A 23,418-nucleotide genomic window follows, 5' to 3' on the forward strand; every position below is an offset into this window, starting at 1 on the left:
GCGTGGCGGTGCACGCGTTCGCGCTCCAGGCGTTCAACGGCCTCAGCTACGGGTTGCTGCTGTTCATGCTGTCGGCCGGCCTCACGCTGATCTTCAGCGTGCAGGGCGTGCTCAACTTCGCGCATGCGAGCTTCTACATGCTCGGCGCCTACATCGGATACAGCATCGCGGCCCGCGCGGGTTTCTGGCCCGCGCTCGCGCTCGCGCCGCTCGCGGTCGGGCTGCTCGGTGCCGGCTGCGAGCGCTGGCTGCTGCGCCGCGTACAGCCGCACGGGCACACGAGCGAGCTGCTGCTGACCTTCGGGCTCGCATACTTGATCGGCGAGGGCACGAAACTTTTTTGGGGCCTCGCGCCGCTGCCGGCCCCGGTGCCGCCGCTGTTCGACGGCGCGCCCGTGGCCGTGTTCGGCCTCGCGCTGCCGCGCTACCGGCTCTTCATGATGGCGATGTCCACGGCGATGCTGGTCGCGCTCGGCGTGCTGCTGCGCGCGTCGCGCATCGGGCTCGTCGTGCGCGCCGCGCTCACGCACCGCGCGGCCGTAGAGGCGCTCGGCTACGACGTGCCGCGCATGATGACGGGGCTGTTCGGCGCGGGCACCGCGCTCGCGGCGCTGGCCGGCGTGATCGGCGCGCCGCTCGCGGTGATCGAACCGGCGCTGGCCGAGACCGTCGGGTCGGTCGTGTTCGCGGTCGTCGTGATCGGCGGGCTCGGCTCGCTCGGCGGCGCATTCGTCGCATCGCTCGCGGTCGGCTTCGCGCAGACCTTCGCGGCGGCCAGCGACACGTCGTTGCGCGACCTCGCGCAATGGTCGGGCGTCGCGCTGCCCGACAGCGTCGCCGCCGTGTCGATCGCGCAGCTCGCACCGCTGGTCCCGTACCTGCTGCTCGTCGCGGTGCTGGTCGCCCGTCCGCGCGGCCTGTTCGGCGAGCGTGTCGATGGCTAGCCGCGCACGGGCCGGCGCACTGCGCTGGGTGCTGTTCGCCGCGTGCCTGATCCTGCCGGCGTGGCTGTGGCCGCATGGTGCGGTGCTCGGCTATCTCGCACAGACGGCCGCGCTCGTCGTGCTCGCGCTGTCGTACAACCTGCAGCTCGGCACGACGGGGCTGCTGTCGTTCGGTCATGCCGCGTTCGCGGGCCTTGGCGCATTCGCCGCCGCGCATTGGTTCAATCATGTCGGTGGCCCGTTGCCGTTGTTGCCGCTCGTCGGCGGGGTGGCCGGCGCGGGCTTCGGGTTCGTCGCCGGCCTGCTCGCGACACGCCGCGCGGGCACCGTGTTCGCGATGATCACGCTCGGCCTCGGCGAGTGCGTCGCGGCCGCGGCGTGGAGCGTGCCCGCGTGGTTCGGCGGCCTCGGCGGCGTACCGATCGATCGCGCGAGCGGCACGCCGTTGGGCGGCTGGCATTTCGGCGCGGAAACGCAGGCCTACGCCGTGATTGCCGCGTGGTGCATCGTCTCCGCGGTGGCGATGCACGCGTTGACGCGCACGCCGCTCGCGCGGCTCGCGAACGCGGTGCGCGACAACCCCGCGCGCGTTGCCGCGCTCGGCACCGAGCCGCGTCGCGTGCGGCTCGCAATGGTGACCTGCGCGTCGTTCTTCGCGGGCATTGCCGGCACGCTGACGCTGATCGACGTCGAGATCGCGACGCCCGACAGCGTGTCGATGGCGCGTTCGGCGACCGTGCTGATCGCCGCGGTGATCGGCGGCACCGGCACGTTCTTCGGGCCGGCGGCCGGCGCGGTGGTGCTGACCGCGCTGAGCATCGTCGTCGTGGGCGTGTCGCGCGCATGGGCGCTGTATCTCGGCGTGCTGTTCGTCGCGGTCGTCGTCGCCGCGCCGCGCGGGATCGCGGGCATCGCGCAGACGCTTGCGCTTGCGTCGCGCGGCGACGCGCCGCCGGCCGAGCGCTGGCGCGTGCTGTGCGGCGTTGGCGCATGTGCGTTCTGGGCCGTCGCGATCGTCTGCGCGGCCGAACTGGGCTATGCATGGCGCTTCGCGCAGGACGACGGCGCGGGCATCGCGTTCGGCGCGTGGGGCATCGACGCCGATGCGCCGGCGGGCTGGGTCGTCGCATGCTCGGCGGCCGGCATCGGCACGTTGCTGTGGGGCTGGCGCGCGCGGTTCCAGAACCACGGGCACGGCAAGCGGGAGGACGGGCGATGAACGGTAATGCGATCGCGCTGCACGGGATCGTGCAGCGCTTCGGTGCGCAGACCGTGCTCGACGGCATCGAGCTGAACGTCCCGGCCGGCGAGCGTCACGCGCTGATCGGGCCGAACGGCGCGGGCAAGTCGACGCTGTTCGGCGTGATCGCCGGCGCGACGCGGCCGACGCGCGGGCGCGTCATGCTGCACGGCGTCGAGCTGCGCGGGCGCGGGCCGGTCGTGGCGAGCCGGCTCGGCATCGGCCGCAGTTTCCAGCAGACGAGCGCGTTCGCACGATTGAGTGTGTTCGACAACCTGCGCTGCGCGGCGCTGCATGCGCCGGCCGAGCGGCGGCGCTGGTGGAACCGGCTGCGCGAATCCGCGTCGGTCGATCGCGCGGCCGCGCGCGTGCTGAGCGATATCGGTCTCGATGCGCAGCGCGATACGCCGGCCGGCGAACTCGGCTATGCGGAACAGCGCGCGCTCGATCTCGGCATCGCGCTCGCGAGCGGCGCGCGCACGCTGCTGCTCGACGAACCGACGGCCGGCATGAACCGCGATCAGGCGGCGCGGATGATCGCGCTGATCCGCGCGACGACGCAGGGCCGCACGGTGCTGATGATCGAGCACGACATGGATGCGGTGTTCGGCTTCGCCGAGCGCATCACGGTGCTCGTGCGCGGCGCGGTGGTCGCGACCGGCGCACCCGACGCGATCCGCGCGGACCCGGCCGTGCGTGCGGCCTATCTTGGCGAGGGCGCATGAGCGTGCTGCTCGACATTTGCGGCCTGCGCGCGTGGTACGGAATGCAGCCCGTGCTCGACGGCGTCGATCTCGCGCTCGCGCCGGGCGAGACGCTCGCGCTGCTCGGCCGCAATGGCTCGGGCCGCTCGACGCTCGCGAAGGCCGTGATGGGGCTCGTACGCACAGCGGGCTCGGTGCGCGTCGCCGGCGCCGAATGCGCGGGCGCGCGCACGTTCGAGGTCGCGCGGCGCGGGGTCGCTTACGTGGCTGAAAGCCGCGACGTGTTTCCGCTGCTGAGCGTGCGCGACAACCTGCGGCTCGGGCTGCGCGGCGTGCACGGCGCGGCCGAACGCGCGGCGCTCGACCGGTTGCTCGCGCGCTTTCCGCTGCTGGCCGCGCGGGCGGACGTGAAGGCCGGACGGCTGTCGGGCGGCGAACAGCAGGTGCTCGCGCTGGTGCGCGCGCTCGCCGGCCGCCCGCGCGTGCTGATCGTCGACGAACCGGCCGAAGGGCTCGCGCCGCGCGCGGTCGACGAGGTCGGCGCGTGTCTCGCCGCGCTGCAGGCCGACGGCGTCGCGATCCTGCTGATCGAGCAGCGGCTGCAGCTCGCGCCGCGGCTCGCGCGGCGCGTCGCGGTGATGGGGCGCGGTCGGATCGTCTACGACGGCCCGCTCGACGGGCTCGGCGCCGACGTCGTCAGTGCATGGTTGAGTGCCGGCTGACCGTCCGTCCGCCGATTGTTCGGATAACTCCGCCAGTCAATTCGCATCGAGCCGCTTTATCGCCGCCGCGCGAACCGCCAAGATTGCCAGCAAGGCCGGTGTGCGCCGCGACAGGCGCGATCGGCACCCATCCATCGAAAGTCTTCCGACTGAGGAATGAAATCATGAGCAAGCTGGCAAGCAAGGTAGCGATCGTCACGGGCGGCTCCAAGGGGATCGGCGCCGCGATCGCGAAGGCGCTGGCCGCCGAAGGCGCGGCGGTCGTGGTCAACTACGCGAGCAGCAAGGCCGGTGCCGACGCGGTCGTGAGCGCGATCGTCGAGGCGGGCGGCCGCGCGGTCGCGGTCGGCGGCGACGTGTCGAAGGCAGCGGACGCACAGCGCATCGTCGACACCGCGATCGAGACCTATGGCCGTCTCGACGTGCTGGTCAACAATTCCGGCGTGTACGAATTCGCGCCGATCGAGGCGATCACCGAAGAGCACTACCGCCGGCAATTCGACACGAACGTGTTCGGCGTGCTGCTGACCACGCAGGCTGCCGTCAAGCATCTCGGCGAAGGCGCGAGCATCATCAACATCAGCTCGGTGGTGACGAGCATCACGCCGCCCGCGAGCGCCGTATACAGCGGCACGAAGGGCGCCGTCGACGCGATCACCGGCGTGCTCGCACTCGAGCTCGGCCCGCGCAAGATCCGCGTGAACGCGATCAACCCGGGCATGATCGTGACCGAAGGCACGCACAGCGCGGGCATCATCGGTTCGGATCTCGAGAAGCAGGTGCGCAGCGAAACGCCGCTCGGCCGCCTCGGCGAGCCGGACGACATCGCGTCGGTCGCGGTGTTCCTCGCATCGGACGACTCCCGCTGGCTGACCGGCGAGCGCCTCGTCGCGAGCGGCGGGCTGCACTGATCGCGCGAGTCGGCGCGCGCGGCTACGCGATCATCGCGAGCGCGTTCGCGCCGACATGCCAGCGCAGGCTTTCGACGACGAGTGCGTGATCGCATGCGTCGTCGAGCCCTGCGATCGTCATCGCGCCGACGATGCCGCCGCCAGCAAGCCGCAACGGCACGCCGCCGCCGTCGAGCGCATAGTCGGCGTCCGACAATCCCTGCGACTGCAACGACCAGCCGGCGCGGCGAAAACGCGCGCCGACCTCGAGCGAACTGACGCCGAAACGGAACACCGTGTTCTGTCGTCGGCGGATCGCGTCGCTGTCGTTCGCGCGGCTGCCGTCCAGCGCGCAGTAGAACAGCGGCGCGGCTTCGCCGACGATGCCGACCGCGATCGGCAGCCCGCGGCGCGCCGCGAGATTGACGGCGATGTCGCCGAGCCGGCGCGCGACGTCGGCATCGAAGTGCGACAGCGTTGGAGTCGACGCGGTGTCGCAGAAGGGCGCGGGTGCGAAGCGCGGGAAGGTGGTCGCCATGGCAGCTCCGTGTCGTCGCAAATCCGGCTCACGCGCGTCCTCGTCCTGCGTGTCGCGTGCCAGCCGTCGATCGTTCAGCGCATCAGCGCGTTAGCGCCTCGGTGCCGCGTCGAGCATCCATTCGTGCGCGGGGTCGTTCTTGAACGCCCATGCGCGGCTCGGCCCGGCCATCACGTTCAGGTAATACAGGTTGTAGCCATGCGGCGCGACTACCGGGTGATAGCCGCGCGGCACCATCACCACGTCGTGGTTCTCGACCGCGCACGTTTCGTCGAGGCTGCGATCGTCCGTGTACACGCGCTGAAACGCGAAACCCTGCGGTGGATCGATCCGGTGGTAATAGGTTTCCTCGAGCGACGTTTCGTCCGGCGCCGCGTCGCGATCGTGCTTGTGCGGCGGATAGCTGCTCGAGTGGCTCGCGGGCGTGATCACTTCGACGACGAGCAGGCGATCGGCGGCCGGATTGTCGCCCATCAGGATGTCGCACACGTAGCGCGTGTTGGTGCCTTGCCCGCGCACCGCGCGCCGCATCCGTTCGCCGTCGAGGCGCTGCACGCGCTTGTCGCCGCTCGCGTAAGGCGCGGTGCACAGCGCGACTTCCGCATCGCGCGTTGCGACCAGCGTGACGGTCTTGCCGCCCGGCACGTACAGCGCGTCCGGCGACACTTCCTCGAACACGCTGTCGCGCTTGCCGAGCGCATCGTAGGTTTCGCCGTCGACTTGCGCACGCAGCGTGCCCGTGAGCACGACGACGCACAGTTCGCGCGCGCCGGTATCGAGCGTTTCGGTGTCGCCGGTCCTCAGGCGCAGCGCGCGAAAACCGACGTGTTTCCAGCCGGCCGACTCGGGCGTCACGTTGCAGATTTCGCGGTCGGCGGATGCCTTGACCAGCAGGGGAGAAATCGTCATGGAACGGGGCTCCACAATGGGGTGACAGCGGGGTGACGGGGCTTACGCGCTCAACCGGTCGACGATCGCGCGCAGCGATTCGTAGCCCTTCTTCGCATACTGATAGCTCGGCGCGACGGCCGGGTCCTGCTCGGCCTCGACCACGAGCCAGCCTTCGTAGCCGGCGTCCTTCAGCGTGCGCAGCGTCGCTTCGTAATCGAGCGCGCCGTCGCCCGGCACCGTGAAGGTGCCGTTGATCACGCCGTTCAGGAAGCTCCAGCCGCCGTTGCGCGCCTGCGTGACGACCTGCGGCCGCACGTCCTTGCAGTGCACGTGCACGACGCGCGACACGTGTTTCTTCAGCAGTGCGACCGGATCGGCCGCGCCGCCGAAATACGCGTGGCCCGTGTCGAACAGCAGGAACACCTTCGCCGGATCGGTCAGCGCCATCAGCCGGTCGACGTCGGCGGGCGATTCGACGTATGCGCCCATGTGGTGATGGTAGGCGAGCTTGATCCCGTAGGTCTCGAGCAGGTGCGCGCCGAATGCGTCGAGGCGTGCCGCGTAGCGTCGCCAGGCTTCGTCGTCGACGAAACGCGGACGCTTCGCGACCGGCGTGTCGATGTTGCCCTGGATCGTGCCCGCGCATTCGCCGTACACCACGACCTTCACGTCGTTGAACTGCAGCTTCGTCATGTGCGCGCGGCAGCGCTCGATTTCGGCGGCGAGCGCATCGGCGTCGCTCATGCCGGGTTCGACTTCCGCGAGAAAGCCCGAATACCAGCCCGACACGCATACGAGCCCGAACTCGGCGAGCTTCGCCTTCAGCTCGGGGCCCGTTTTCGGAAACTTGTTGCCGAGCTCGAAGCCCGCATAGCCGATTTCGGCGCCTTCCTTCAGCGCCGTCTCGAGCGGCGTCTCGCCGCCGAGCGACGGCAGGTCGTCGTTCATCCACGACAGGGGATTGATACCGATGCGAACGTTCCAGCTCATGACTTGCTTCCTTGGTTCGATTGTTGTCGTCGCGGGGCGGAGGATTGAAACGGAGAGCGTGTCAGCGCCGCTGCCGGGTTTTCGCGTCGAGATACGCGCGATGCGCATCGCCGACGCCGGCGCGCGCGGACACCTGCGGCACCGCGACTTCCCACCATGCGCCGCCGTCCGCGGTCGTGCGCTCGTGCGTCGTGTCGATCACGATCACCTGGCTCGTCTTCGCCGCGCGCGCACGCTTCATTTCGCTGCGCAGCTCGCCGACGTCGCGCACGTGCACGGCTTCGGCGCCCATCGCGCGCGCATGCATCGCGAAGTCGATCGTCGAGCGTTCGCCGCCTTCGGGTACGCAGTCGTCGAGCATGTTGTTGAAGCTCGCGCCGCCGCAGTTCAGTTGCAGCCGCTCGATGCAGCCGTAGCCGCGGTTGTCGAGGATCACGACGATGATCTTGCGGCCGAGCATCACGGACGTCGCGAGCTCCGCGTTCAGCATCATGTACGAGCCGTCGCCGACGATCACGATCACTTCGCGCTCGGGCCGAGCGAGCTTCGCGCCGAGGCCGCCCGCGACCTCGTAACCCATGCACGAGTACGCGTAGTCCATGTGATAGTTGCCCGGCACGCCGCTGCGCCACAGCTTGTGCAGCTCGGCCGGCAGCGTGCCGGCCGCGCACACGACGAGATCGTCGCGCGCGCTGTCGCGCCCCGCGTCGGCCGCGGAGTCGCGCACCGCGCCGATCACTTCCGCGTCGTACGGCAGCGTGTCCTTCGGCACGCGCGTGGTCAGCTCGGTCACACGCGCGTTCCACGCGGCGGCCTGGTCGCGGTTCGCGGCGGTCCACGCCGCATCCGCCTGCCAGCCCGCGAGCGCGGCCGACAACTGGCCGAGGCCGGTGCGCGCGTCGGCGATCAGTTGCCGGCCGCGTTTCTTGCCCGCATCGAACGGCTGTACGTTCAGGCTCAGCAGCGTCGCGTTGCCGAACAGCGCGTGCGAGCCGGTCGTGAAGTCCTGCAGGCGCGTGCCGACCGCGAACACCACGTCGGCCTGCGCGGCCGCGCGGTTCGCGGCGGGCGAGCCCGTCACGCCGATCGAGCCGAGGTTCAGCGGGTGGTCCCACGCGAGGCTGCCCTTGCCGGCCTGCGATTCGGCGACCGGCACGCCGTGCGTGTCGGCGAACGTGCGCAGCGCGTCCCATGCCTGGCTGTACAGCACGCCGCCGCCGGCGACGATCAGCGGCTTCTTCGCGGCCTTCAGCACGTCCAGCGCGTCCGCGAGTTCGAGCGCGTCGGCGGGCGGCCGGCGCATCCGGATCACCGGCGGCGCGAAGAAATCTTCCGGCCAGTCGTACGCGAAGGTCTGCACGTCCTGCGGCAGCGCGAGGCACACGGGCCCGCACTGCGCGGGGTCGGTCATCACCTGGATCGCGCGCGGCAGCGCGACGAGCAGCTGTTCCGGCGACGTGATCCGGTCGAAGTAGCGCGTCACCGGCCGGAAGCAGTCGTTCGCGCTGACGTCGCCCTGTTCGAAATCCTCGACCTGCTGCAGCACCGGGTCGGGCAACCGCGACACGAACACGTCGCCGGGCAGCAGCAACAGCGGCAGCCGGCCGACGTGCGCGAGCGCGGCGGAGGTCAGCATGTTGGTCGCGCCGGGGCCGATGCTCGACGTCGCGGCCATCATCCGCTGGCGGAAATTCGCTTTCGCGAACGCGACGGCCGCATTCGCCATGCCTTGCTCGTTGTGCGCGCGGAACGTCGGCAGCCGGTCCTTTTCGGCGTGCAGCGCCTCGCCGAGCCCGGCCACGTTGCCGTGCCCGAAGATCGCGAACACGCCGCCGCAATACGGCAGGATTTCGGTGCGGCCGTCCGGCTGGACGACTTCGGCGCGCAGGGCGGCCAGGTAGCGCACGAGCGCCTGGCTGACGGTCAGTCTCACGGTGGTGGTCATCGTCTGTCGATCAGGAGGAGTCGGGTGGTCATCACGGACATCTGCATCAGGCTGCCGCCGCGGCGCGCGCGGCGGCACGGCGGCCGAGCCAGGCGTCGACCAGCTGCGAGAAATTGCCGGCCACTTCGTCGATCAGCGCCTGGTCGTCGATCCGGCCGGCGAGCCAGTGCAGCGACGCGTCGGCCCACAGCGTACGGCCGACCATGAAGCCCTTGACGATCGGGTTGGTCGCCGAGCGGAAACTGTCGACGAGATACTGCAACGGCTGGTTCAGCCCGAGGATCACCGCGCCGCGGCAGTACGGATCGCGCTCGGCTACGAGCGCTTCGAGCCGCGCCCAGCCGTCGGCGCTCATCGGCGCGAGCTTCCACCACTCGGGCATCACGCCGAGGTTGTAGAAGCGCGCGACCGTGCGCAGCACCGCGTCGTCCTCGGTGCCGGCCGGCGTGACCGCGCGCGGCGGAATGATTTCCAGCAGCAGCTCGTTGCCGCTCGCGCGCGTGGCTTCCCACAGCTCCAGCACGCGCTGCTCCTGCGCGACGCGCAGGTCGACGTCGTCGTCGGGGTGGTAGTGGACGAGGCACTTCACGACCTGCTCGGTCGGCCAGTGCGTGAGCGACGAGCCGACCGAGCGCGTGTCGTCGAAGCACAGCGGCCGCGAGCCGGGCAATTCGACCGGGCGCCCGACCCACCAGCCGCGGCCGGTGGCCGACGCGAGCGCGTCGCTGCCGTACGCACCGCCGTCGATCAGCACGCCGACGTGGCCTTCGATATGGCGATCGCGTTCGACCTGTTCGGCCGCGCGCACGAGCAGGCGCTTCAGCGTCTTGATCCGCGTCTCGTCCGCGCCGGCCTGCACCGCGAGTTCGTAGAACTGGCTGCGATGGTCGAACGCCATCACGCACAGGTCGTCCCATTCGCGGCGCGGCACCGTCACGCGATGCAGGTGCGCGAGCGTGCGATCGGCGTCCACCCGCGGATTGCGGCTGCCGCCGAACCAGTGCGCGAGTTCGGCCGGCGTCGGCATCGCGGCGGAACACGCGTGGCGCGACACGACGATCGCGCCGCACGCGTTCGCGATGCGCGTCGATTCGGCCCAGTCGCGCCCGCGCAGCAGCCCGGACAGCAGGCCGGACAGGAACGCGTCGCCCGCGCCGAGCACGTTCAGCACGTCGACGCGCTCGCCGTGGAAGGTCGGCGCATCCTCGATGCGCGCGGGGATGTCGCCCTCGATCACGCAGCAGCCGAGCGCACCGCGCTTGACCACCAGCGCCGCGCCGCTCGCGCGCCGCACGGCCTGCAGCGATGCGATCAGGTCGTGCGGCAGGCCGCCCGCGATCAGGAATTCCTCCTCGGTGCCGACCAGCAGGTCGAACTCGCCGAGCACCTGCTGCAACTGGCGCGTGACCTGCGTGTCCGGCACGTAGCGGTTCTCGCCCGCGCCGCGCGCGGTCAGCCCCCACAGCACCGGCCGGTAGTCGATGTCGAGAATGCGCACGACGCCGTGGCGGCGCGCGTAGCCGAGCGCGGTCAGCGATGCCTCGCGGGTGCCCGGCGTCGACAGATGGGTGCCGGTGATCGCGAGCGCGCGGCAACCGGCGATGAAGTCCTCGCGAATTTCGTCGGCGCGCACGGCCATGTCCGCGCAGTTCTCGCGCACGAACAGCAGCGGAAACGTGTCGCGATCCTTCAGACCGAGCAGCACCAGCGCGGTCAGCCGTTCCGGATCCGTCTGCAGCTGGCTCGTGTCGCAGCCTTCGCGCTCGAGCGTCTCGCGCACGAAGCGGCCCATCTGCTCGTCGCCGACGCGCGAGATCATCGCGGTCTTCAGCCCGAGCCGGGCGACGCCGAACGCGACGTTGCCCGACGAGCCGCCGAGATACATCTGGAAGCTGCGCGCGTCTTCCAGGCGGCTGCCGTACTGTTGCGCGTAAAGGTCCACGGCGACGCGGCCGAGGCAGGCGAGATCGATGGGGCGGTCAGTCGGAAAGTTCAACGGGCTCATATCACGTATCACGCTCGCGGCCGGCGTTCGACCTTGCCGGCGGATTGGGGACCGATCCAGCGACGGATCTTCGTCGCATGTCGCGACGCGACGCGAATGCGCGTGCCGCAACGACTCGGGCTACGGAACGGAGTCTAGACTTTTTGGAAATCCAGTTCCCTAGGTGAAATCACGTAGAAATAAATTTCCAAATTTTCGACGAAGTGATCTACAGTTTCATCCGGATGCTTCAGTCCGTTATCGGACTCGGCCCGGCGGCGCGCAACGCGCCGTTTTCCGCCCCCCGGAGATGAGGAGACAGAGTGATCATGAAGACCAAGCTGATGGCCGCCGCGGCCGCCGCGATCCTGGCCATGCCGCTCGCGCATGCCGAGAAGATCGGCGTGACGATGGCATCGTTCGACGACACGTTCCTGACGATCCTGCGCAACAGCATCGGCGACGCGGCGAAGAAGGACGGCGCGACCGTACAGATCGAGGACGGCGGCAACGACGTCGGCAAGCAGTTGAGCCAGGTCCAGAACATGATCGCGCAGAAGGTCGACGCGATCATCGTGAATGCGGTCGACACCGACGCGACGCCGAAGATCACGAAGATGGTGACCGCCGCGAAGATTCCGCTCGTCTACGTGAACCGCAAGCCGGTCGATTTCGACAAGCTGCCGGCCGGCGTCGCGGTGGTCGCGTCCGACGAGAAGCAGTCGGGCACGCTGCAGGCGCGTCAAGTGTGCAAGCTGCTCGGCGGCAAGGGCGACATTCTCGTGCTGATGGGCGAGCTGTCCAACGAGTCGGCACGTGCGCGCACCAAGGACATCGAGGACGTGATCGCGACCAAGGACTGTTCCGGCATGAAGATCGTCGACAAGCGCGAAGGCAAGTGGAGCCGCACGCAGGGCCAGGACATCACGATGAACTGGCTGAGCTCGGGGACGAAGTTCGACGCGATCGTGTCGAACAACGACGAAATGGCGATCGGCGCGATCAACGCGCTGAAGGCCGCGCGCAAGCTGACGCCGAAGACGGTCGTCGCGGGCATCGACGCGACGCCGGACGGGCTCGCGGCGATGAAGAGCGGCGACCTGAAAGTGTCCGTGTACCAGAATGCGGCCGGGCAGGGGGCGCAGGCCGTCGCGACCGCGCTGAAGCTCGCGAAGAAGCAGCCGGTCGACCGCTACGTGAACGTGCCGTTCGAGCTGGTCACGCCGGAGAACATGAACCAGTACGCGAAGCACTGACCGGTTTTTCCGCTGAACTGCGCGAGCCCGGCGCGTCCGGGTTCGCGTGTGACTTTCGAGGAACGTCCATGTTTACAGCCAGGATGGCGCGCTCGATGGCCAACGAAAGCGCGCCGGCCGCCTCGTTCGCCGCGTCGGGTTCGTCCGGTGCGCCCGTCGACGATTGCCTGCTCGAGGTGCGCGGCGTCGGCAAGTCGTTTCCCGGCGTCGTCGCGCTCGACGGCGTGCAGTTCCGCGTGCGCCGCGGCACCGTGCATGCGCTGATGGGCGAGAACGGCGCCGGCAAGTCGACGCTGATGAAGATCATCGCTGGCGTCTACACGCCCGACCAGGGCGAGATCCTGATCAACGGCGAGCCGGTCGTGCTGAGCGGTCCGCTCGACGCGCTCGATCGCGGGATCGCGATGATCCACCAGGAACTCAACCTGATGCCGTACATGACGGTCGCGGAGAACATCTGGATCCGCCGCGAACCGAAGAACCGCTTCGGCCTGATCGATCACGCCGAGCTGCGCCGCCGCACCGCCGCGCTGTTCGAGCGGCTGTCGATCGACATCGACCCCGAAGCCGACGTACGCACGCTGACGGTCGCGAGCCGCCAGATGGTCGAGATCGCGAAGGCGGTGTCGTTCGACTCGGACGTGCTGATCATGGACGAGCCGACCTCCGCGCTGACCGACAAGGAAGTCACGCACCTGTTCCGGATCATTCGCCAGCTGCGCGAGCAGGGCAAGGGCATCGTCTACATCACGCACAAGATGAACGAGCTGTTCGAGATCGCCGACGAGTTCTCGGTGTTCCGCGACGGCAAGTACATCGGCACGCATGCGTCGACCGACGTCACGCGCGACGACATCATCCGGATGATGGTCGGCCGCGAGATCACGCAGATGTTCCCGAAGGAGGAGGTGCCGATCGGCGACGTCGTGCTGGCCGTGAAGAACCTCGGCGTCGACGGCGTGTTCCGCGACGTCAGCTTCGAGCTGCGCGCGGGCGAGATCCTCGGCGTCGCGGGCCTCGTCGGCTCGGGGCGCTCGAACGTCGCGGAGGCGCTGTTCGGCGTCGTGCCGGCGACCTCGGGCGAGATCCGGATCGACGGCAAGCCGGTGCGAATTTCCACGCCCGCGCAGGCGATGAAGCACGGGATGGCGTTCCTCACCGAGGACCGCAAGGACACCGGTTGCTTCCTGAATCTCGACCTGCTCGCGAACATGGAAGCGGCGGTGCTCAGCAACCGCTACGTGAAGTTCAATTTCGTGCGGCAGGCGCAGTTGAAGCGCGATTGCGAGGAAATGAGCCGGATGCTGCGCGTGAAGACGCCGGGGCTGCACGAGGAAATCCAGAACCTGTCGGGCGGCAACCAGCAGAAGGTGCTGATCGGCAGATGGTTGCTGACGCAACCGCGCATCCTGATCCTCGACGAGCCGACGCGCGGGATCGACGTCGGCGCGAAGGCCGAGATCCACCGGCTCGTCAGCGCGCTCGCCGCCAAGGGCGTCGCGGTTCTGATGATCTCGTCGGAAATGCCGGAAGTGCTCGGCATGAGCGACCGCGTGATGGTGATGCACGAAGGCCGGATGACCGGCATCGTCGAGCGCAAGGACGCCGACCAGGTCCGCATCATGGACCTGGCCTCGCGCTGAGCCGCAACAAGCATGGAGACAACTGAAATGGGCAACCTGAACCCGGTCGCGGACGCGCAGTCCATGACGATCAAGACGCGGCACGCGAAGTGGCCGCCCGAACTGAGCATCTTCCTCGTGCTGGTGGGCATCAGCCTGTTCTTCGAGGTGATCGGCTGGCTCGTCGTCGGCCAGAGCTTCCTGTTCAACGCGGAGCGGCTCGAGATCATCGTGTTGCAGATGGCCGTGATCGGCATCATCGCAGTCGGCGTGAACCTCGTGATCATCACCAGCGGGATCGACCTGTCGTCGGGGTCGGTCGTCGCCGCGGCGGCCGTCGTGTCGGCCAGCCTCGCACAGGTGTCCGATTTTCCGCGCGCGGTGTTCCCGCACCTGACCGACCTGCCGATCATCTGGCCGGTGCTGGCCGGCGTGTGCGTCGGCCTGCTGGTCGGCCTTCTGAACGGCTCGCTGATCGCGCTGACGGGGATCCCGCCGTTCATCGCGACGCTCGGCACGATGGTTGCCGCGCGCGGCTTCGCAAAGTGGTTCACCAACGGGATGCCGGTGTCGATGCTGACCGACCAGTTCGCGGCGATCGGCGCGGGCGCGAACCCGGTGATCATCTTCGTCGTGGTGGCGGCGATCTTCCACGTCGTGCTGCGCTACACGCGCTTCGGCAAGTACACGTATGCGATCGGCGCGAACCGCCACGCGGCCGTCGTGTCGGGCATCAACGTGACGCGCCACCTGGTGTTCGTCTATGCGATCGCGGGCCTGCTGAGCGGGATCGCGGGCACCGTGACGGCCGCGCGTGCGATCTCCGGTCAGTCGGGCATGGGCGTGATGTACGAGCTCGACGCGATCGCGGCCGTCGTGATCGGCGGCACGTCGCTGTCGGGCGGTCTCGGGCGCGTGACGGGCACCGTGATCGGCGTGCTGATCCTCGGCGTGATGACGTCGGGCTTCACGTTCATCCGGATCGACGCGTATTACCAGGAAATGGTCAAGGGCGCGATCATCGTCGCTGCCGTGATCGCCGACCAGTATCGCAACAAGAAGTCGCGGCGCTGATTCGCCACGGCCGAATGCTCAACCTTCCGGGAAGAAGATGAAGATCGCTCTGGATCCCTACATGATTCGTCACCTGCCGCTCGACCGGCTGCCGCATGCCGTCGCCGAGCTCGGCTACGATCAGATCGAGCTGTCGCCGCGCAGCGACTTTCTCGACTGGTGGGTGATGCCGCGCGCGACGCGCGAGCGCATGGCCGCGTTCCGGCACGCGTTGCGCGCAAGCGGCGTGGGTCTCGCGTCGCTGCAGCCGATGTACCGCTGGGCCAGCCCGTTCGACGACGAGCGGCAGTGGGCCGTGCGCTGCTGGAAGAAGGCGATCGAGGTCGCGCTCGAGATGGAATGCCCGCTGATGGTGTCCGAATTCGGGCGCGGCGCGTCGCCGGAGCGCTCGGTCGGCGAACGGCCGGGCGCGAACCCGAAGGAGCTGTGCGAAGCCGCGTGGTTCCGTTCGATGGACGAGCTGCTGCCGATCCTCGAGCGCGAACGCATCGTGCTGTCGGTCGAGCCGCATCCGGAGGACTGGATCGAGCAGCTGCAGCCGGCGATCGACATCGTCACGAACATCGGCTCGCCGTCGCTGAAACTGTCGTACATCGCGCCGCACACGTTCTACTACGGCGACGACATGGCGGCGATGATCGCGGCCGCCGCGCCGATCCTCGCGCACGTGCGCGTGGCCGACACCTTCGATCACCGCAAGAGCAGCCAGCTACGCTACATCGTGAACCCGCCGGGCTCGAATCAGATCCGCGTGCACCAGCATCTCGACATCGGGCAGGGCGAGATCGACTGGGACGTGTTTTTCCGCGCACTCGGCAGCGTCGGCTTCGACGGCGTGATGTCGTCGTGCGTGTTCGCGTGGGAGGACCGCGCCGAAGCATCGTCGCGCTACATGCGCGACACGATCCAGCGCTACGTCGAGCGCCATTTCGAACGGGCGACCGCGCGCTGACCCGCCTGGAACCATTGCTGACCGGCGCGGCACGGGCCGTGCCGTTGATGAACGACAGACTGGAGATATCCGGATGACCTTGCAAATCGGCGTGATCGGCTGCGGCGCGATCGGCCAGGACCATATCCGCAGGCTCACGCGCACGCTGTCCGGCGCGCGCGTGGTGGCCGTCAACGACATCGATCCGCAGCAGGCGCGCGACGCGGTGACGAAGTACGGGCTCGACGCGGAAATCTACGGCGATGGCCACGAGGTGGTCGCGGCCGCCGACGTGCAGGCCGTGCTCGTCACGTCGTGGGGGCCGACGCACGAAGCGTTCGTGCTCGACGCGATCGCGCACGGCAAGCCGGTGTTCTGCGAGAAGCCGCTCGCGGTGACGGCCGACGGTTGCATGCGCATCGTCGAGGCCGAGGTCGCGCACGGCAAGCGGCTCGTGCAGGTCGGCTTCATGCGGCCGTACGACGAAGGCTATCGCGCGCTGAAGCGCGTGATCGACGGTGGCGAGATCGGCGCGCCGCTGATGCTGCATTGCGCGCACCGCAACCAGTCGGTCGGCGAGCGCTACACGACCGACATGGCGATCACCGACACGCTGATCCACGAGCTCGACGTGCTGCGCTGGCTGCTCGGCGAGGACTACACGAGCGCGCAGGTCGTCTACCCGAAGAAGACGCGTCATGCGAGCGCGCATCTCGCCGATCCGCAGATCGTGCTGCTCGAAACCGCGAGCGGCGTGCGCATCGACGTCGAGATCTTCGTCAACTGCCAGTACGGCTATGACATCCAATGCGAGGTGGTCGGCGAGAACGGCATCGCGAAGCTGCCCGATCCGCCCGCGGTCGGGCTCAAGCATGCCGCGCGGCAGTCGGTCGAGATCATGACCGACTGGAAGGAGCGCTTCATCGCGTCGTACGACGTCGAACTGCAGGCGTTCATCGACGGCGTGCGACAGGGTGCGCTGACCGGCCCGTCCGCATGGGACGGCTATGCGGCGGCAGTCGCGGCCGATGCGTGCGTGCGCGCGCAGCAGAGCGGGGCGGTCGAGCCGATCGCGATGGCCGAACGTCCGGCGTTTTATCGCGGCTGAACCGGCTGAACAAGCTGATACCGGGCCGCGTGTTCATGCGGCCACGCTCGCGGCCGCGCGCCGCTTTCCTGATGAACCGAACGACATGACGATGAAGATTGGCTGCGCGCCCTGCTGCTGGGGCGTCGACGATGTGAAGAACCCGCACTTGCCGCCGTGGCGGCACGTGCTCGCCGAAGCTGCAGAGGCCGGCTATTCGGGCATCGAGCTCGGCCCGTACGGCTACATCCCGCTCGAGCTCGACGTGGTGAGCGCCGAGCTCGAACGGCAGCGCTTGAGCATCACCGCCGGCACGATCTTCGACGACCTGGTGTCGCCGGAGAACCTGCCGAACCTGCTGCGCCAGACGCGCGAGATTTGCGCGCTGATCTCGCGCTTGCCGAAGTTGCCGACGCAGCCGGGTCAGCGCCATGCGGCCCCGTACCTGGTCGTGATGGACTGGGGGCACGACGAACGCGACTACGCGGCCGGCCATGCCGATCGTGCGCCGCGCCTGTCCGACGAACGCTGGGCGCGCATGGTCGACCACATTCGCGAAATCGCGACGATCGCGCGCGACGAATTCGGCGTGCGCGCGGTGATCCATCCGCATGCGGGCGGCTACATCGAGTTCGCGGACGAGATCGACCGTATCGTCGCCGACATCGCCGCCGATACGGCGGGCCTCTGTCTCGACACCGGGCACCTGTACTACTCGGGGATGGATCCCGAGACGTGGCTGCGCCGTCACGCGGCGCGGCTCGACTACGTGCATTTCAAGGATATCGACGCGGCCGTGTATCACGCGGTGATGGGCGAACACATTGCGTTCTTCGCGGCGTGCGCGCGCGGCGTGATGTGCCCGATCGGCAATGGCGTGCTCGACTACCGAGCGATCCGTCGCGCGCTCGACGACATCGGCTATGCGGGCTACATCACGATCGAACAGGAGCGCGATCCGCGCAATGCCGGCACGAGCCTGCGCGACGTCGCGGCGAGCCGCGCGTTTCTCGCGTCGGCCGGATTCGCGTAATCGGCCGTCGGCCCGACATTCTGAACACTGAACACGGACAGGAACACGACAATCATGATCGACGGACAGATTCTGCTCGGACATTCGATTCCCTGGGGCATGGTCGGCGGCGGGCTCGGCAGCCAGATCGGCTACAGCCACCGGTCGGCCGCGTTGCGCGACGGCAGTTTTCGGCTGGTCGCCGGCGCATTCGACATCGATGCCGAGCGCGGCCGGCAGTTCGGTGTGAAGCTCGGCGTCGACGCCGAGCGCTGCTATTCCGACTATCGGACGATGTTCGAGGCCGAGGCGAAGCGCGCCGACGGCATTCGCGCGGTGTCCATCGCGACACCGAACAACACGCACTTCGAAATTTGCCGCGCGGCGCTGAACGCGGGGCTGCATGTCGTGTGCGAGAAACCGCTGTGCTTCACGACCGAGGAGGCCGAGACGCTGCAGCGGCTGTCGGTCGAGAAGAACCGCATCGTCGGCGTCGCGTACGGTTATTCAGGTCACCAGATGATCGAGCAGGCGCGCGAGATGATCGCGCGCGGTGATCTCGGCGAGATTCGCATCGTGCAGATGCAGTTCGCGCACGGCTTCCACAGCGAGGGCGTCGAGGCCGCGAGCGCGGCCGCCCGCTGGCGCGTCGACCCGAAATTCGCGGGCCCGAGCTACGTGCTCGGCGACATCGGCACGCATCCGCTGTACATCTCGGAAGTGATGGCGCCCGAGCTGAAGATCCGCCGCCTGATGTGCTCGCGGCAAAGCTTCGTGAAGAGCCGCGCGCCGCTCGAGGACAACGCGTTCACGATCATGGAATACGACACGGGCGCGATCGGCTACGTCTGGTCGAGCGCGGTGAACGCGGGCTCGATGCACGGGCAGAAGGTGCGCGTGATCGGCTCGAAGGCGAGCGTCGAATGGTGGGACGAACATCCGAACCAGTTGCGCTACGAAATCCAGGGGCAACCCGCGCAGGTGCTCGATCGCGGAATGGGCTATCTGCATCCGCACGCCTTGCGCGAGGACCGCATCGGCGCCGGGCATCCGGAAGGGCTGTTCGAAGCGTGGTCGAACCTGTATGCGCGTTTCGCGCTCGCGATGGACGCGGCCGACCGCGGCGATGCGCAGGCATTGAAGCAAATCCGCTTTCCGGACGTCCACGCGGGCGTCGAAGGCGTGCGCTGGGTCGAGAACTGCGTGCGGTCCGCCGATGCGGGCGGCGTGTGGGTCGACTATCGTTGAGCCATGGACGGCCGATGCGCGACATCGGCCAGCGGCGGTTGTCGGCGTCCGCGTCGGTAAACGCCCTAATCTTTACGGCACGGCGAGCGCGTTGGAAAATCGTTTCCATTACCGCCGTGGAGCGTGTGCAGGTGATGATCGAGCGCGTGGGAGCGAGCGTGCGGCGCGGTCCGTGCCGCAAACGTGATTAAATTCGCCCTTCATGCATGTGTACAGGTGAGTCCCGGGCGGCGTGCGTCGGTATCGCGCGCGCATCGGGGCCGTCAACTTCGCGCTATCCGATGAGTTCATCCGAGAAACCTCCCGCCACCGTCGAGCAGTTCCTGCAGCATCTGACGCAGGAGTACGACGGCCTCAGCAATCGCCTGAAGGTGATCGCGCGTCACGTGGAAACGCATCGGGACCAGCTTGGTCTGGAAGGCATCCAGTCGCTCGCGGAGGCGTGCGGGGTCCAGCCGTCGGCCGTCGTGCGGTTCGCGAAGCATTTCGGCTTTTCCGGCTTCTCCGAGATGCAGCGATTGTTCCGCGAGGGCCTGGCCCAGCAGATCGCGCCGGGCCGCGCGTACAACCTGCGATTGCGCGACGTGATCGAATCGGGCTCGTCGAGCCTGCAACCCGAGCAGATCGCCGACGAATTCATCAAGGGCAGCATTGCCGGGATGCAGCAGTTGCGGCAGACGCTCGACCCGCAGGCGCTCGCGCAGGCCGTCGACCTGCTCGCCGACACGCAGGCGATCTGGATCGCCGGCTCGCGCCGCGCGTTTCCGATCGCCGTCTATCTCGACTACGCGCTGCAGCACACCGACAAGCGCATCGGCCTGTTCAGCGCGCTCGGCAGTATGCATCTCGGGCAGATCCGGTCAGTGCGCGAGGGCGACGTGATGATCGTGATTTCGTTCATGCCGTATGCGGACGAGACGGTGCAGGTCGCGCAGCAGGCCGTGCAGCGCGGCGCGCGCCTGATCGCGATCACCGACAGCCGGATGAGCCCGCTGGCGCGGGAGGCGGAGGTGACGCTGATGGTGCAGGACAGCGCGACGTTCGGGTTCCGTGCGCTGACCGCGACGATGGGCCTCGCGCAGAGCCTGTTCGTGGCGCTCGCCTATCGGCTCGAGCTGTCGTACCTGCCGACCGCCGACGGCGGCCACGACACGAAGGCCGGCTGACGCCGGCCTTGCGCATGCGTGCCGCCCGCGGGCATATCCGGCGGGCGGCATGCCCATCGCGCTTACTTCGCGGTCGGCATCGCGAATTCCGCGCCCTTGCCGATGCTCGACGCCCAGCGCTGCATCACCGATTTCTGGCGCGTGTAGAAGCGCACGCCTTCCTCGCCGTATGCATGCATGTCGCCGAACAGGCTCTTCTTCCAGCCGCCGAAGCCGTGCCATGCCATCGGCACCGGGATCGGCACGTTGATGCCGACCATGCCGACCTGGATGCGCCGCGCGAATTCGCGCGCGATGCCGCCGTCGCTCGTGAAGCACGACACGCCGTTGCCGAACTCGTGCGCGTTGATCAGGTCGACCGCTTCGCCGAAGTCCTTTACGCGCACGCAGCCGAGCACGGGCCCGAAGATTTCTTCCTTGTAGATGCGCATGTCGGGCGTCACATGATCGAACAGCGTGCCGCCGGTGAAGAAGCCCGCCTCGCGGCCCGGCACGCGCAGCCCGCGCCCGTCGACCACCAGCTGCGCGCCTTCGCTGACGCCTTGCTCGATATAGCCTTCGATACGCTTGAGCGCTTCGCCGGTGACGATCGGGCCCATCTCGACTTCCGGCGACATCCCGTCGCCGATCACCAGCTTGCGCGCGCGCTCGGCGACCGCCGGCACGATCTTGTCGGCCACGTCGCCGACCAGCACCGCGACGCTGATCGCCATGCAGCGTTCGCCCGCCGAGCCGTACGCGGCACCGATCAGCGCGTCGACCGCCTGCTCGATGTTCGCGTCGGGCATCACGACGAGGTGGTTCTTCGCGCCGCCGAGCGCCTGCACGCGCTTGCCCGACTGCACCGCGCGCTGCTGCACGTAGGCCGCGATCGGCGTCGAGCCGACGAAGCTGACGGCCTGCACGTCCGGATGGTCGAGCAGCGCGTCGACCGCGCCCTTGTCGCCCTGCACGACGTTGAACACGCCGGCGGGCAGGCCGGCCTGCGTGAGCAGGTCGGCCATGAACAGCGCCGCCGACGGGTCGCGTTCGCTCGGCTTCAGCACGAACGTGTTGCCCGTCGCGAGCGCGACCGGGAACATCCAGCACGGCACCATGCACGGGAAGTTGAACGGCGTGATCCCGGCGACGACGCCGAGCGGCTGGCGCATGGTCCAGTTGTCGATGCCGGTGCTGACCTGATCGGTGAAGTCGCCCTTCAGCAGCTGCGGCACGCCGCATGCGAATTCGATGATGTCGATGCCGCGCGCGACTTCGCCCTGCGCGTCGGAGAACACCTTGCCGTGCTCGGCCGTGATGATCGCCGCGAGCACGTCGCGGTGTTCGTTCATCAGCTGCAGGAAGCGGTGCAGCACGCGTGCGCGGCGGATCGGCGGCGTGGCGGCCCAGGCCGGGAATGCGGCGTGGGCGGACGCGACGGCCTGCTGCACCTCGTCGTCGCCGGCGAGCGCGACGCGGCGCACCGCGCGGCCGAGCGCCGGATTGAGGACGTCCTGGAAGCGGCCGCTGCGGCCGGCAACGGGCGCGCCGTCGACATAGTGGCCGACGTCGGCGTCGGACGTGTAGGCGGGAACCGGGTTCATCGTGTCTCCTGATATGGGGGTGGACGGAACCTAGTCTAGGCAAAGCGGCGGGGCGGGAGAAGGCCGCGCAGCTTGATTCACTGTTCAGAATTCTGAATAATCAGCGAATGAATCAGCAAAATGTCCAGGCGCTCTGGCCGCATATCCATTCGCTGACGGTGCTGGCGGCGGCAGGCAGTTTCACTGCCGCCGCGCAGCGGCTCGGCATCAGCAAGGCCGCGATGAGCCAGCGCATCGCCGATCTCGAGAAGGCGGCCGGCGTGCCGCTGGTGCGGCGCACGACGCGCAGCGTGCGGCTCACCGACGCGGGGCAGACGCTGGTCGACAGCACGCGCGACGCGTTCGAATCGATCGGCCAGCACTTCGCGCGCGTGAAGGACCTGGCCGGCGAGCCGCGCGGGCTGCTGCGCGTGACGGCGCCCGTCGCGCTGGGGCGCCAGCAGGTCGTGCCGCACTTGCCCGATTTCCTGCGGCAGCATCCGGGCGTGCATATCGAACTCGACCTGTCCGACCGGCTGCATTCGCTGACGCAGGAGGGTTTCGACCTCGCGATTCGCCATACGACGACCGCGCCGCAAACCCACGTCGCGTGGAAGCTGTGCGACACGCGTTCGTTGCTGGTCGCGAGCCGGGACTACCTCGACGCGCGCGGCACGCCGCGCCACCCGAGCGAGCTCGTCGACCACAGCTGCCTGTGCTACCTGCGCGACAACGAACCGGCGGCGTGGAGCTTCGAGCCGGACGGCCGCCGGCGCCAGCGCGTGAGTGTGCCCGTGCGCGGCAGCTTCGCGGCGAACAACAGCGAGGCGATGCGCGAAGCCGCGCTCGGCGGGCTCGGCATCGCGCTGCTGCCGGATTTCAGCGCGCGGCGCGATCTCGACGCCGGCCGGCTCGTCGCGCTGCTCGACGGCTGGCGACCGTCGGGCGCGTTCGGCGACCACATCTTCGCGATCCGGCCGTACAGCCCGGTCGTGCCGAGCGCGGTGCGCGCGCTCGTGAGGCACCTGCGCGAGCGGCTCGCGGGCGGTTTCACGGGCGCCTGACCGGCGAGGGCGGCCGCGCCGCGTCGCATGGCCGGGCTCCGGCCGCGCGGGCAGGGGTGGCCGCGCTGCGGTAAAATCGCCGCTTCCTCCCGCGCCCGTGTGGCGCGTCATTCGAAGGTCGACAGCCGATGCAGATTCACAAGGAAGTGGATGCGCGCGGGCTCAATTGCCCGTTGCCGATCCTGCGCGCCAAGAAAGCGCTCGCCGATATGGAGAGCGGGCAGATCCTCAAGGTGCTCGCGACCGATCCGGGCTCGCAGCGCGATTTCGCGGCGTTCGCGAAGCAGACGGGCAACGAGATCGTCGAAGTGACGACCCAGGACAAGACGTTCGTGTTCCTGATGCGCCGCCGCTGACGGCCCGCATCACGCGCCGCTTGCGGCAACCGGACGGGCAGCGCCTGTTGCGGTCCGTCCGCGCCTCAGTACTTTCCAAAACCAAAAGGAGCCTGGCGGGAGCGGAGTACTTGGAGCTGGATGGTCGTTAAAGGAAGCTGCATTTTAGGGTACGGGGAGTCTCGGTTGCGAAGGGGAAGCCGTGAAGGGCGT

The 23,418-nt window shown here is 68.7% G+C and carries 21 protein-coding genes; 15 read left to right on the forward strand and 6 right to left on the reverse strand.

The features are described 5' to 3' along the window. Nucleotides 1-8 precede the first annotated feature (8 nt). The 5 genes from HWX22_RS28760 to HWX22_RS28780 all read left to right on the forward strand — a co-directional run bounded on the left by HWX22_RS28760 (nucleotide 9) and on the right by HWX22_RS28780 (nucleotide 4,521). The gene (locus HWX22_RS28760; protein ID WP_059818276.1) at nucleotides 9-944 is read left to right on the forward strand and encodes a branched-chain amino acid ABC transporter permease; all 936 of its coding nucleotides are present in this window, start codon (nucleotides 9-11) and stop codon (nucleotides 942-944) included. Then, nucleotides 937-2,163, forward strand: a complete 1,227-nt coding sequence (locus HWX22_RS28765) for a branched-chain amino acid ABC transporter permease (RefSeq protein WP_175916863.1) — start codon at nucleotides 937-939, stop codon at nucleotides 2,161-2,163. The genes HWX22_RS28760 and HWX22_RS28765 overlap by 8 nt, the downstream gene beginning before the upstream one ends. Then, nucleotides 2,160-2,909, forward strand: a complete 750-nt coding sequence (locus tag HWX22_RS28770; RefSeq protein ID WP_175916864.1) for an ABC transporter ATP-binding protein — start codon at nucleotides 2,160-2,162, stop codon at nucleotides 2,907-2,909. Before HWX22_RS28765 ends, HWX22_RS28770 begins: the two co-directional genes overlap by 4 nt. Continuing rightward, the gene (locus HWX22_RS28775; RefSeq protein WP_175916865.1) at nucleotides 2,906-3,610 is read left to right on the forward strand and encodes an ABC transporter ATP-binding protein; all 705 of its coding nucleotides are present in this window, start codon (nucleotides 2,906-2,908) and stop codon (nucleotides 3,608-3,610) included. The genes HWX22_RS28770 and HWX22_RS28775 overlap by 4 nt, the downstream gene beginning before the upstream one ends. 164 nt (nucleotides 3,611-3,774) lie before the next feature. Beyond that, a complete protein-coding gene (locus tag HWX22_RS28780; RefSeq protein ID WP_175916866.1) occupies nucleotides 3,775-4,521 on the forward strand; it encodes a glucose 1-dehydrogenase in 747 nt (248 codons plus the stop codon). Between the two features lie 22 nt (nucleotides 4,522-4,543). Here HWX22_RS28780 and HWX22_RS28785 read toward each other — a convergent pair whose 3' ends face one another. From HWX22_RS28785 to iolC, 5 genes are all read right to left on the reverse strand, one after another. Continuing rightward, nucleotides 4,544-5,038, reverse strand: a complete 495-nt coding sequence (locus HWX22_RS28785; RefSeq protein WP_175916867.1) for a heme-degrading domain-containing protein — start codon at nucleotides 5,036-5,038, stop codon at nucleotides 4,544-4,546. 90 nt (nucleotides 5,039-5,128) lie between these two features. Continuing rightward, nucleotides 5,129-5,947, reverse strand: a complete 819-nt coding sequence (gene iolB / locus HWX22_RS28790) for a 5-deoxy-glucuronate isomerase (RefSeq protein WP_175916868.1) — start codon at nucleotides 5,945-5,947, stop codon at nucleotides 5,129-5,131. Between the two features lie 42 nt (nucleotides 5,948-5,989). Beyond that, nucleotides 5,990-6,919, reverse strand: a complete 930-nt coding sequence (gene iolE / locus HWX22_RS28795; protein ID WP_059817974.1) for a myo-inosose-2 dehydratase — start codon at nucleotides 6,917-6,919, stop codon at nucleotides 5,990-5,992. A gap of 61 nt (nucleotides 6,920-6,980) precedes the next feature. Next, complete coding sequence (gene iolD, locus HWX22_RS28800; RefSeq protein WP_059817975.1) at nucleotides 6,981-8,864, reverse strand: 3D-(3,5/4)-trihydroxycyclohexane-1,2-dione acylhydrolase (decyclizing); 1,884 nt, start codon at nucleotides 8,862-8,864, stop codon at nucleotides 6,981-6,983. A 46-nt stretch (nucleotides 8,865-8,910) separates the two neighbouring features. Then, nucleotides 8,911-10,869 carry a 5-dehydro-2-deoxygluconokinase gene (gene iolC, locus HWX22_RS28805; RefSeq protein ID WP_175916869.1) on the reverse strand — a complete coding sequence of 653 codons (1,959 nt, stop codon included), beginning with the start codon at nucleotides 10,867-10,869 and terminating at the stop codon, nucleotides 8,911-8,913. A 308-nt stretch (nucleotides 10,870-11,177) separates the two neighbouring features. Here iolC and HWX22_RS28810 point away from each other — a divergent pair, with 308 nt between their 5' ends. The 8 genes from HWX22_RS28810 (at nucleotide 11,178) to HWX22_RS28845 (ending at nucleotide 20,244) form a co-directional block, all read left to right on the forward strand. Then, nucleotides 11,178-12,104 (forward strand): sugar ABC transporter substrate-binding protein, encoded by a 927-nt coding sequence (locus HWX22_RS28810; RefSeq protein WP_059690890.1) that lies wholly within the window; start codon nucleotides 11,178-11,180, stop codon nucleotides 12,102-12,104. A 68-nt stretch (nucleotides 12,105-12,172) separates the two neighbouring features. After that, complete coding sequence (locus tag HWX22_RS28815; protein ID WP_175908182.1) at nucleotides 12,173-13,747, forward strand: sugar ABC transporter ATP-binding protein; 1,575 nt, start codon at nucleotides 12,173-12,175, stop codon at nucleotides 13,745-13,747. Between the two features lie 27 nt (nucleotides 13,748-13,774). Then, a complete protein-coding gene (locus tag HWX22_RS28820; protein ID WP_014722872.1) occupies nucleotides 13,775-14,800 on the forward strand; it encodes an ABC transporter permease in 1,026 nt (341 codons plus the stop codon). Nucleotides 14,801-14,837: 37 nt separating this feature from the next. Further along, the gene (locus HWX22_RS28825; protein WP_059817984.1) at nucleotides 14,838-15,752 is read left to right on the forward strand and encodes a sugar phosphate isomerase/epimerase; all 915 of its coding nucleotides are present in this window, start codon (nucleotides 14,838-14,840) and stop codon (nucleotides 15,750-15,752) included. 73 nt (nucleotides 15,753-15,825) lie between these two features. Then, the gene (locus tag HWX22_RS28830; protein WP_059524106.1) at nucleotides 15,826-16,839 is read left to right on the forward strand and encodes a Gfo/Idh/MocA family oxidoreductase; all 1,014 of its coding nucleotides are present in this window, start codon (nucleotides 15,826-15,828) and stop codon (nucleotides 16,837-16,839) included. 85 nt (nucleotides 16,840-16,924) lie between these two features. Next, the gene (locus HWX22_RS28835) at nucleotides 16,925-17,851 is read left to right on the forward strand and encodes a TIM barrel protein (RefSeq protein WP_175916870.1); all 927 of its coding nucleotides are present in this window, start codon (nucleotides 16,925-16,927) and stop codon (nucleotides 17,849-17,851) included. A 54-nt stretch (nucleotides 17,852-17,905) separates the two neighbouring features. After that, nucleotides 17,906-19,078 (forward strand): Gfo/Idh/MocA family oxidoreductase, encoded by a 1,173-nt coding sequence (locus HWX22_RS28840; RefSeq protein WP_059817987.1) that lies wholly within the window; start codon nucleotides 17,906-17,908, stop codon nucleotides 19,076-19,078. Between the two features lie 281 nt (nucleotides 19,079-19,359). Next, nucleotides 19,360-20,244: a MurR/RpiR family transcriptional regulator gene (locus HWX22_RS28845; RefSeq protein WP_059524114.1), complete on the forward strand. Its 885-nt coding sequence runs from the start codon at nucleotides 19,360-19,362 to the stop codon at nucleotides 20,242-20,244. A 62-nt stretch (nucleotides 20,245-20,306) separates the two neighbouring features. Here HWX22_RS28845 and HWX22_RS28850 read toward each other — a convergent pair whose 3' ends face one another. Further along, entirely contained in the window at nucleotides 20,307-21,827 is a 1,521-nt protein-coding gene (locus tag HWX22_RS28850) for a CoA-acylating methylmalonate-semialdehyde dehydrogenase (protein ID WP_175916871.1), read from the reverse strand. Nucleotides 21,828-21,934: 107 nt separating this feature from the next. Between HWX22_RS28850 and HWX22_RS28855 the strand changes: the two genes are divergently transcribed. Continuing rightward, complete coding sequence (locus tag HWX22_RS28855; protein WP_059690898.1) at nucleotides 21,935-22,870, forward strand: LysR family transcriptional regulator; 936 nt, start codon at nucleotides 21,935-21,937, stop codon at nucleotides 22,868-22,870. Between the two features lie 128 nt (nucleotides 22,871-22,998). Next, nucleotides 22,999-23,226: a sulfurtransferase TusA family protein gene (locus HWX22_RS28860; protein WP_006753156.1), complete on the forward strand. Its 228-nt coding sequence runs from the start codon at nucleotides 22,999-23,001 to the stop codon at nucleotides 23,224-23,226. Nucleotides 23,227-23,418: the final 192 nt, after the last annotated feature.

The organism is Burkholderia sp. BCC1638 (genome assembly GCF_902833195.1).
Lineage (GTDB): Bacteria > Pseudomonadota > Gammaproteobacteria > Burkholderiales > Burkholderiaceae > Burkholderia > Burkholderia diffusa.

Bases quoted from the DNA above. Each gene is read 5' to 3' on its own strand.
- HWX22_RS28765 (WP_175916863.1), top strand. From the start codon at position 937: ATGGCTAGCCGCGCACGGGCCGGCGCACTGCGCTGGGTGCTGTTCGCC.
- HWX22_RS28770 (WP_175916864.1), top strand. From the start codon at position 2,160: ATGAACGGTAATGCGATCGCGCTGCACGGGATCGTGCAGCGCTTCGGT.
- HWX22_RS28775 (WP_175916865.1), top strand. From the start codon at position 2,906: ATGAGCGTGCTGCTCGACATTTGCGGCCTGCGCGCGTGGTACGGAATG.
- HWX22_RS28780 (WP_175916866.1), top strand. From the start codon at position 3,775: ATGAGCAAGCTGGCAAGCAAGGTAGCGATCGTCACGGGCGGCTCCAAG.
- HWX22_RS28785 (WP_175916867.1), bottom strand. From the start codon at position 5,038: ATGGCGACCACCTTCCCGCGCTTCGCACCCGCGCCCTTCTGCGACACC.
- iolB (WP_175916868.1), bottom strand. From the start codon at position 5,947: ATGACGATTTCTCCCCTGCTGGTCAAGGCATCCGCCGACCGCGAAATC.
- iolE (WP_059817974.1), bottom strand. From the start codon at position 6,919: ATGAGCTGGAACGTTCGCATCGGTATCAATCCCCTGTCGTGGATGAAC.
- iolD (WP_059817975.1), bottom strand. From the start codon at position 8,864: ATGACCACCACCGTGAGACTGACCGTCAGCCAGGCGCTCGTGCGCTAC.
- iolC (WP_175916869.1), bottom strand. From the start codon at position 10,869: ATGAGCCCGTTGAACTTTCCGACTGACCGCCCCATCGATCTCGCCTGC.
- HWX22_RS28810 (WP_059690890.1), top strand. From the start codon at position 11,178: ATGAAGACCAAGCTGATGGCCGCCGCGGCCGCCGCGATCCTGGCCATG.
- HWX22_RS28815 (WP_175908182.1), top strand. From the start codon at position 12,173: ATGTTTACAGCCAGGATGGCGCGCTCGATGGCCAACGAAAGCGCGCCG.
- HWX22_RS28820 (WP_014722872.1), top strand. From the start codon at position 13,775: ATGGGCAACCTGAACCCGGTCGCGGACGCGCAGTCCATGACGATCAAG.
- HWX22_RS28825 (WP_059817984.1), top strand. From the start codon at position 14,838: ATGAAGATCGCTCTGGATCCCTACATGATTCGTCACCTGCCGCTCGAC.
- HWX22_RS28830 (WP_059524106.1), top strand. From the start codon at position 15,826: ATGACCTTGCAAATCGGCGTGATCGGCTGCGGCGCGATCGGCCAGGAC.
- HWX22_RS28835 (WP_175916870.1), top strand. From the start codon at position 16,925: ATGACGATGAAGATTGGCTGCGCGCCCTGCTGCTGGGGCGTCGACGAT.
- HWX22_RS28840 (WP_059817987.1), top strand. From the start codon at position 17,906: ATGATCGACGGACAGATTCTGCTCGGACATTCGATTCCCTGGGGCATG.
- HWX22_RS28845 (WP_059524114.1), top strand. From the start codon at position 19,360: ATGAGTTCATCCGAGAAACCTCCCGCCACCGTCGAGCAGTTCCTGCAG.
- HWX22_RS28850 (WP_175916871.1), bottom strand. From the start codon at position 21,827: ATGAACCCGGTTCCCGCCTACACGTCCGACGCCGACGTCGGCCACTAT.
- HWX22_RS28855 (WP_059690898.1), top strand. From the start codon at position 21,935: ATGAATCAGCAAAATGTCCAGGCGCTCTGGCCGCATATCCATTCGCTG.
- HWX22_RS28860 (WP_006753156.1), top strand. From the start codon at position 22,999: ATGCAGATTCACAAGGAAGTGGATGCGCGCGGGCTCAATTGCCCGTTG.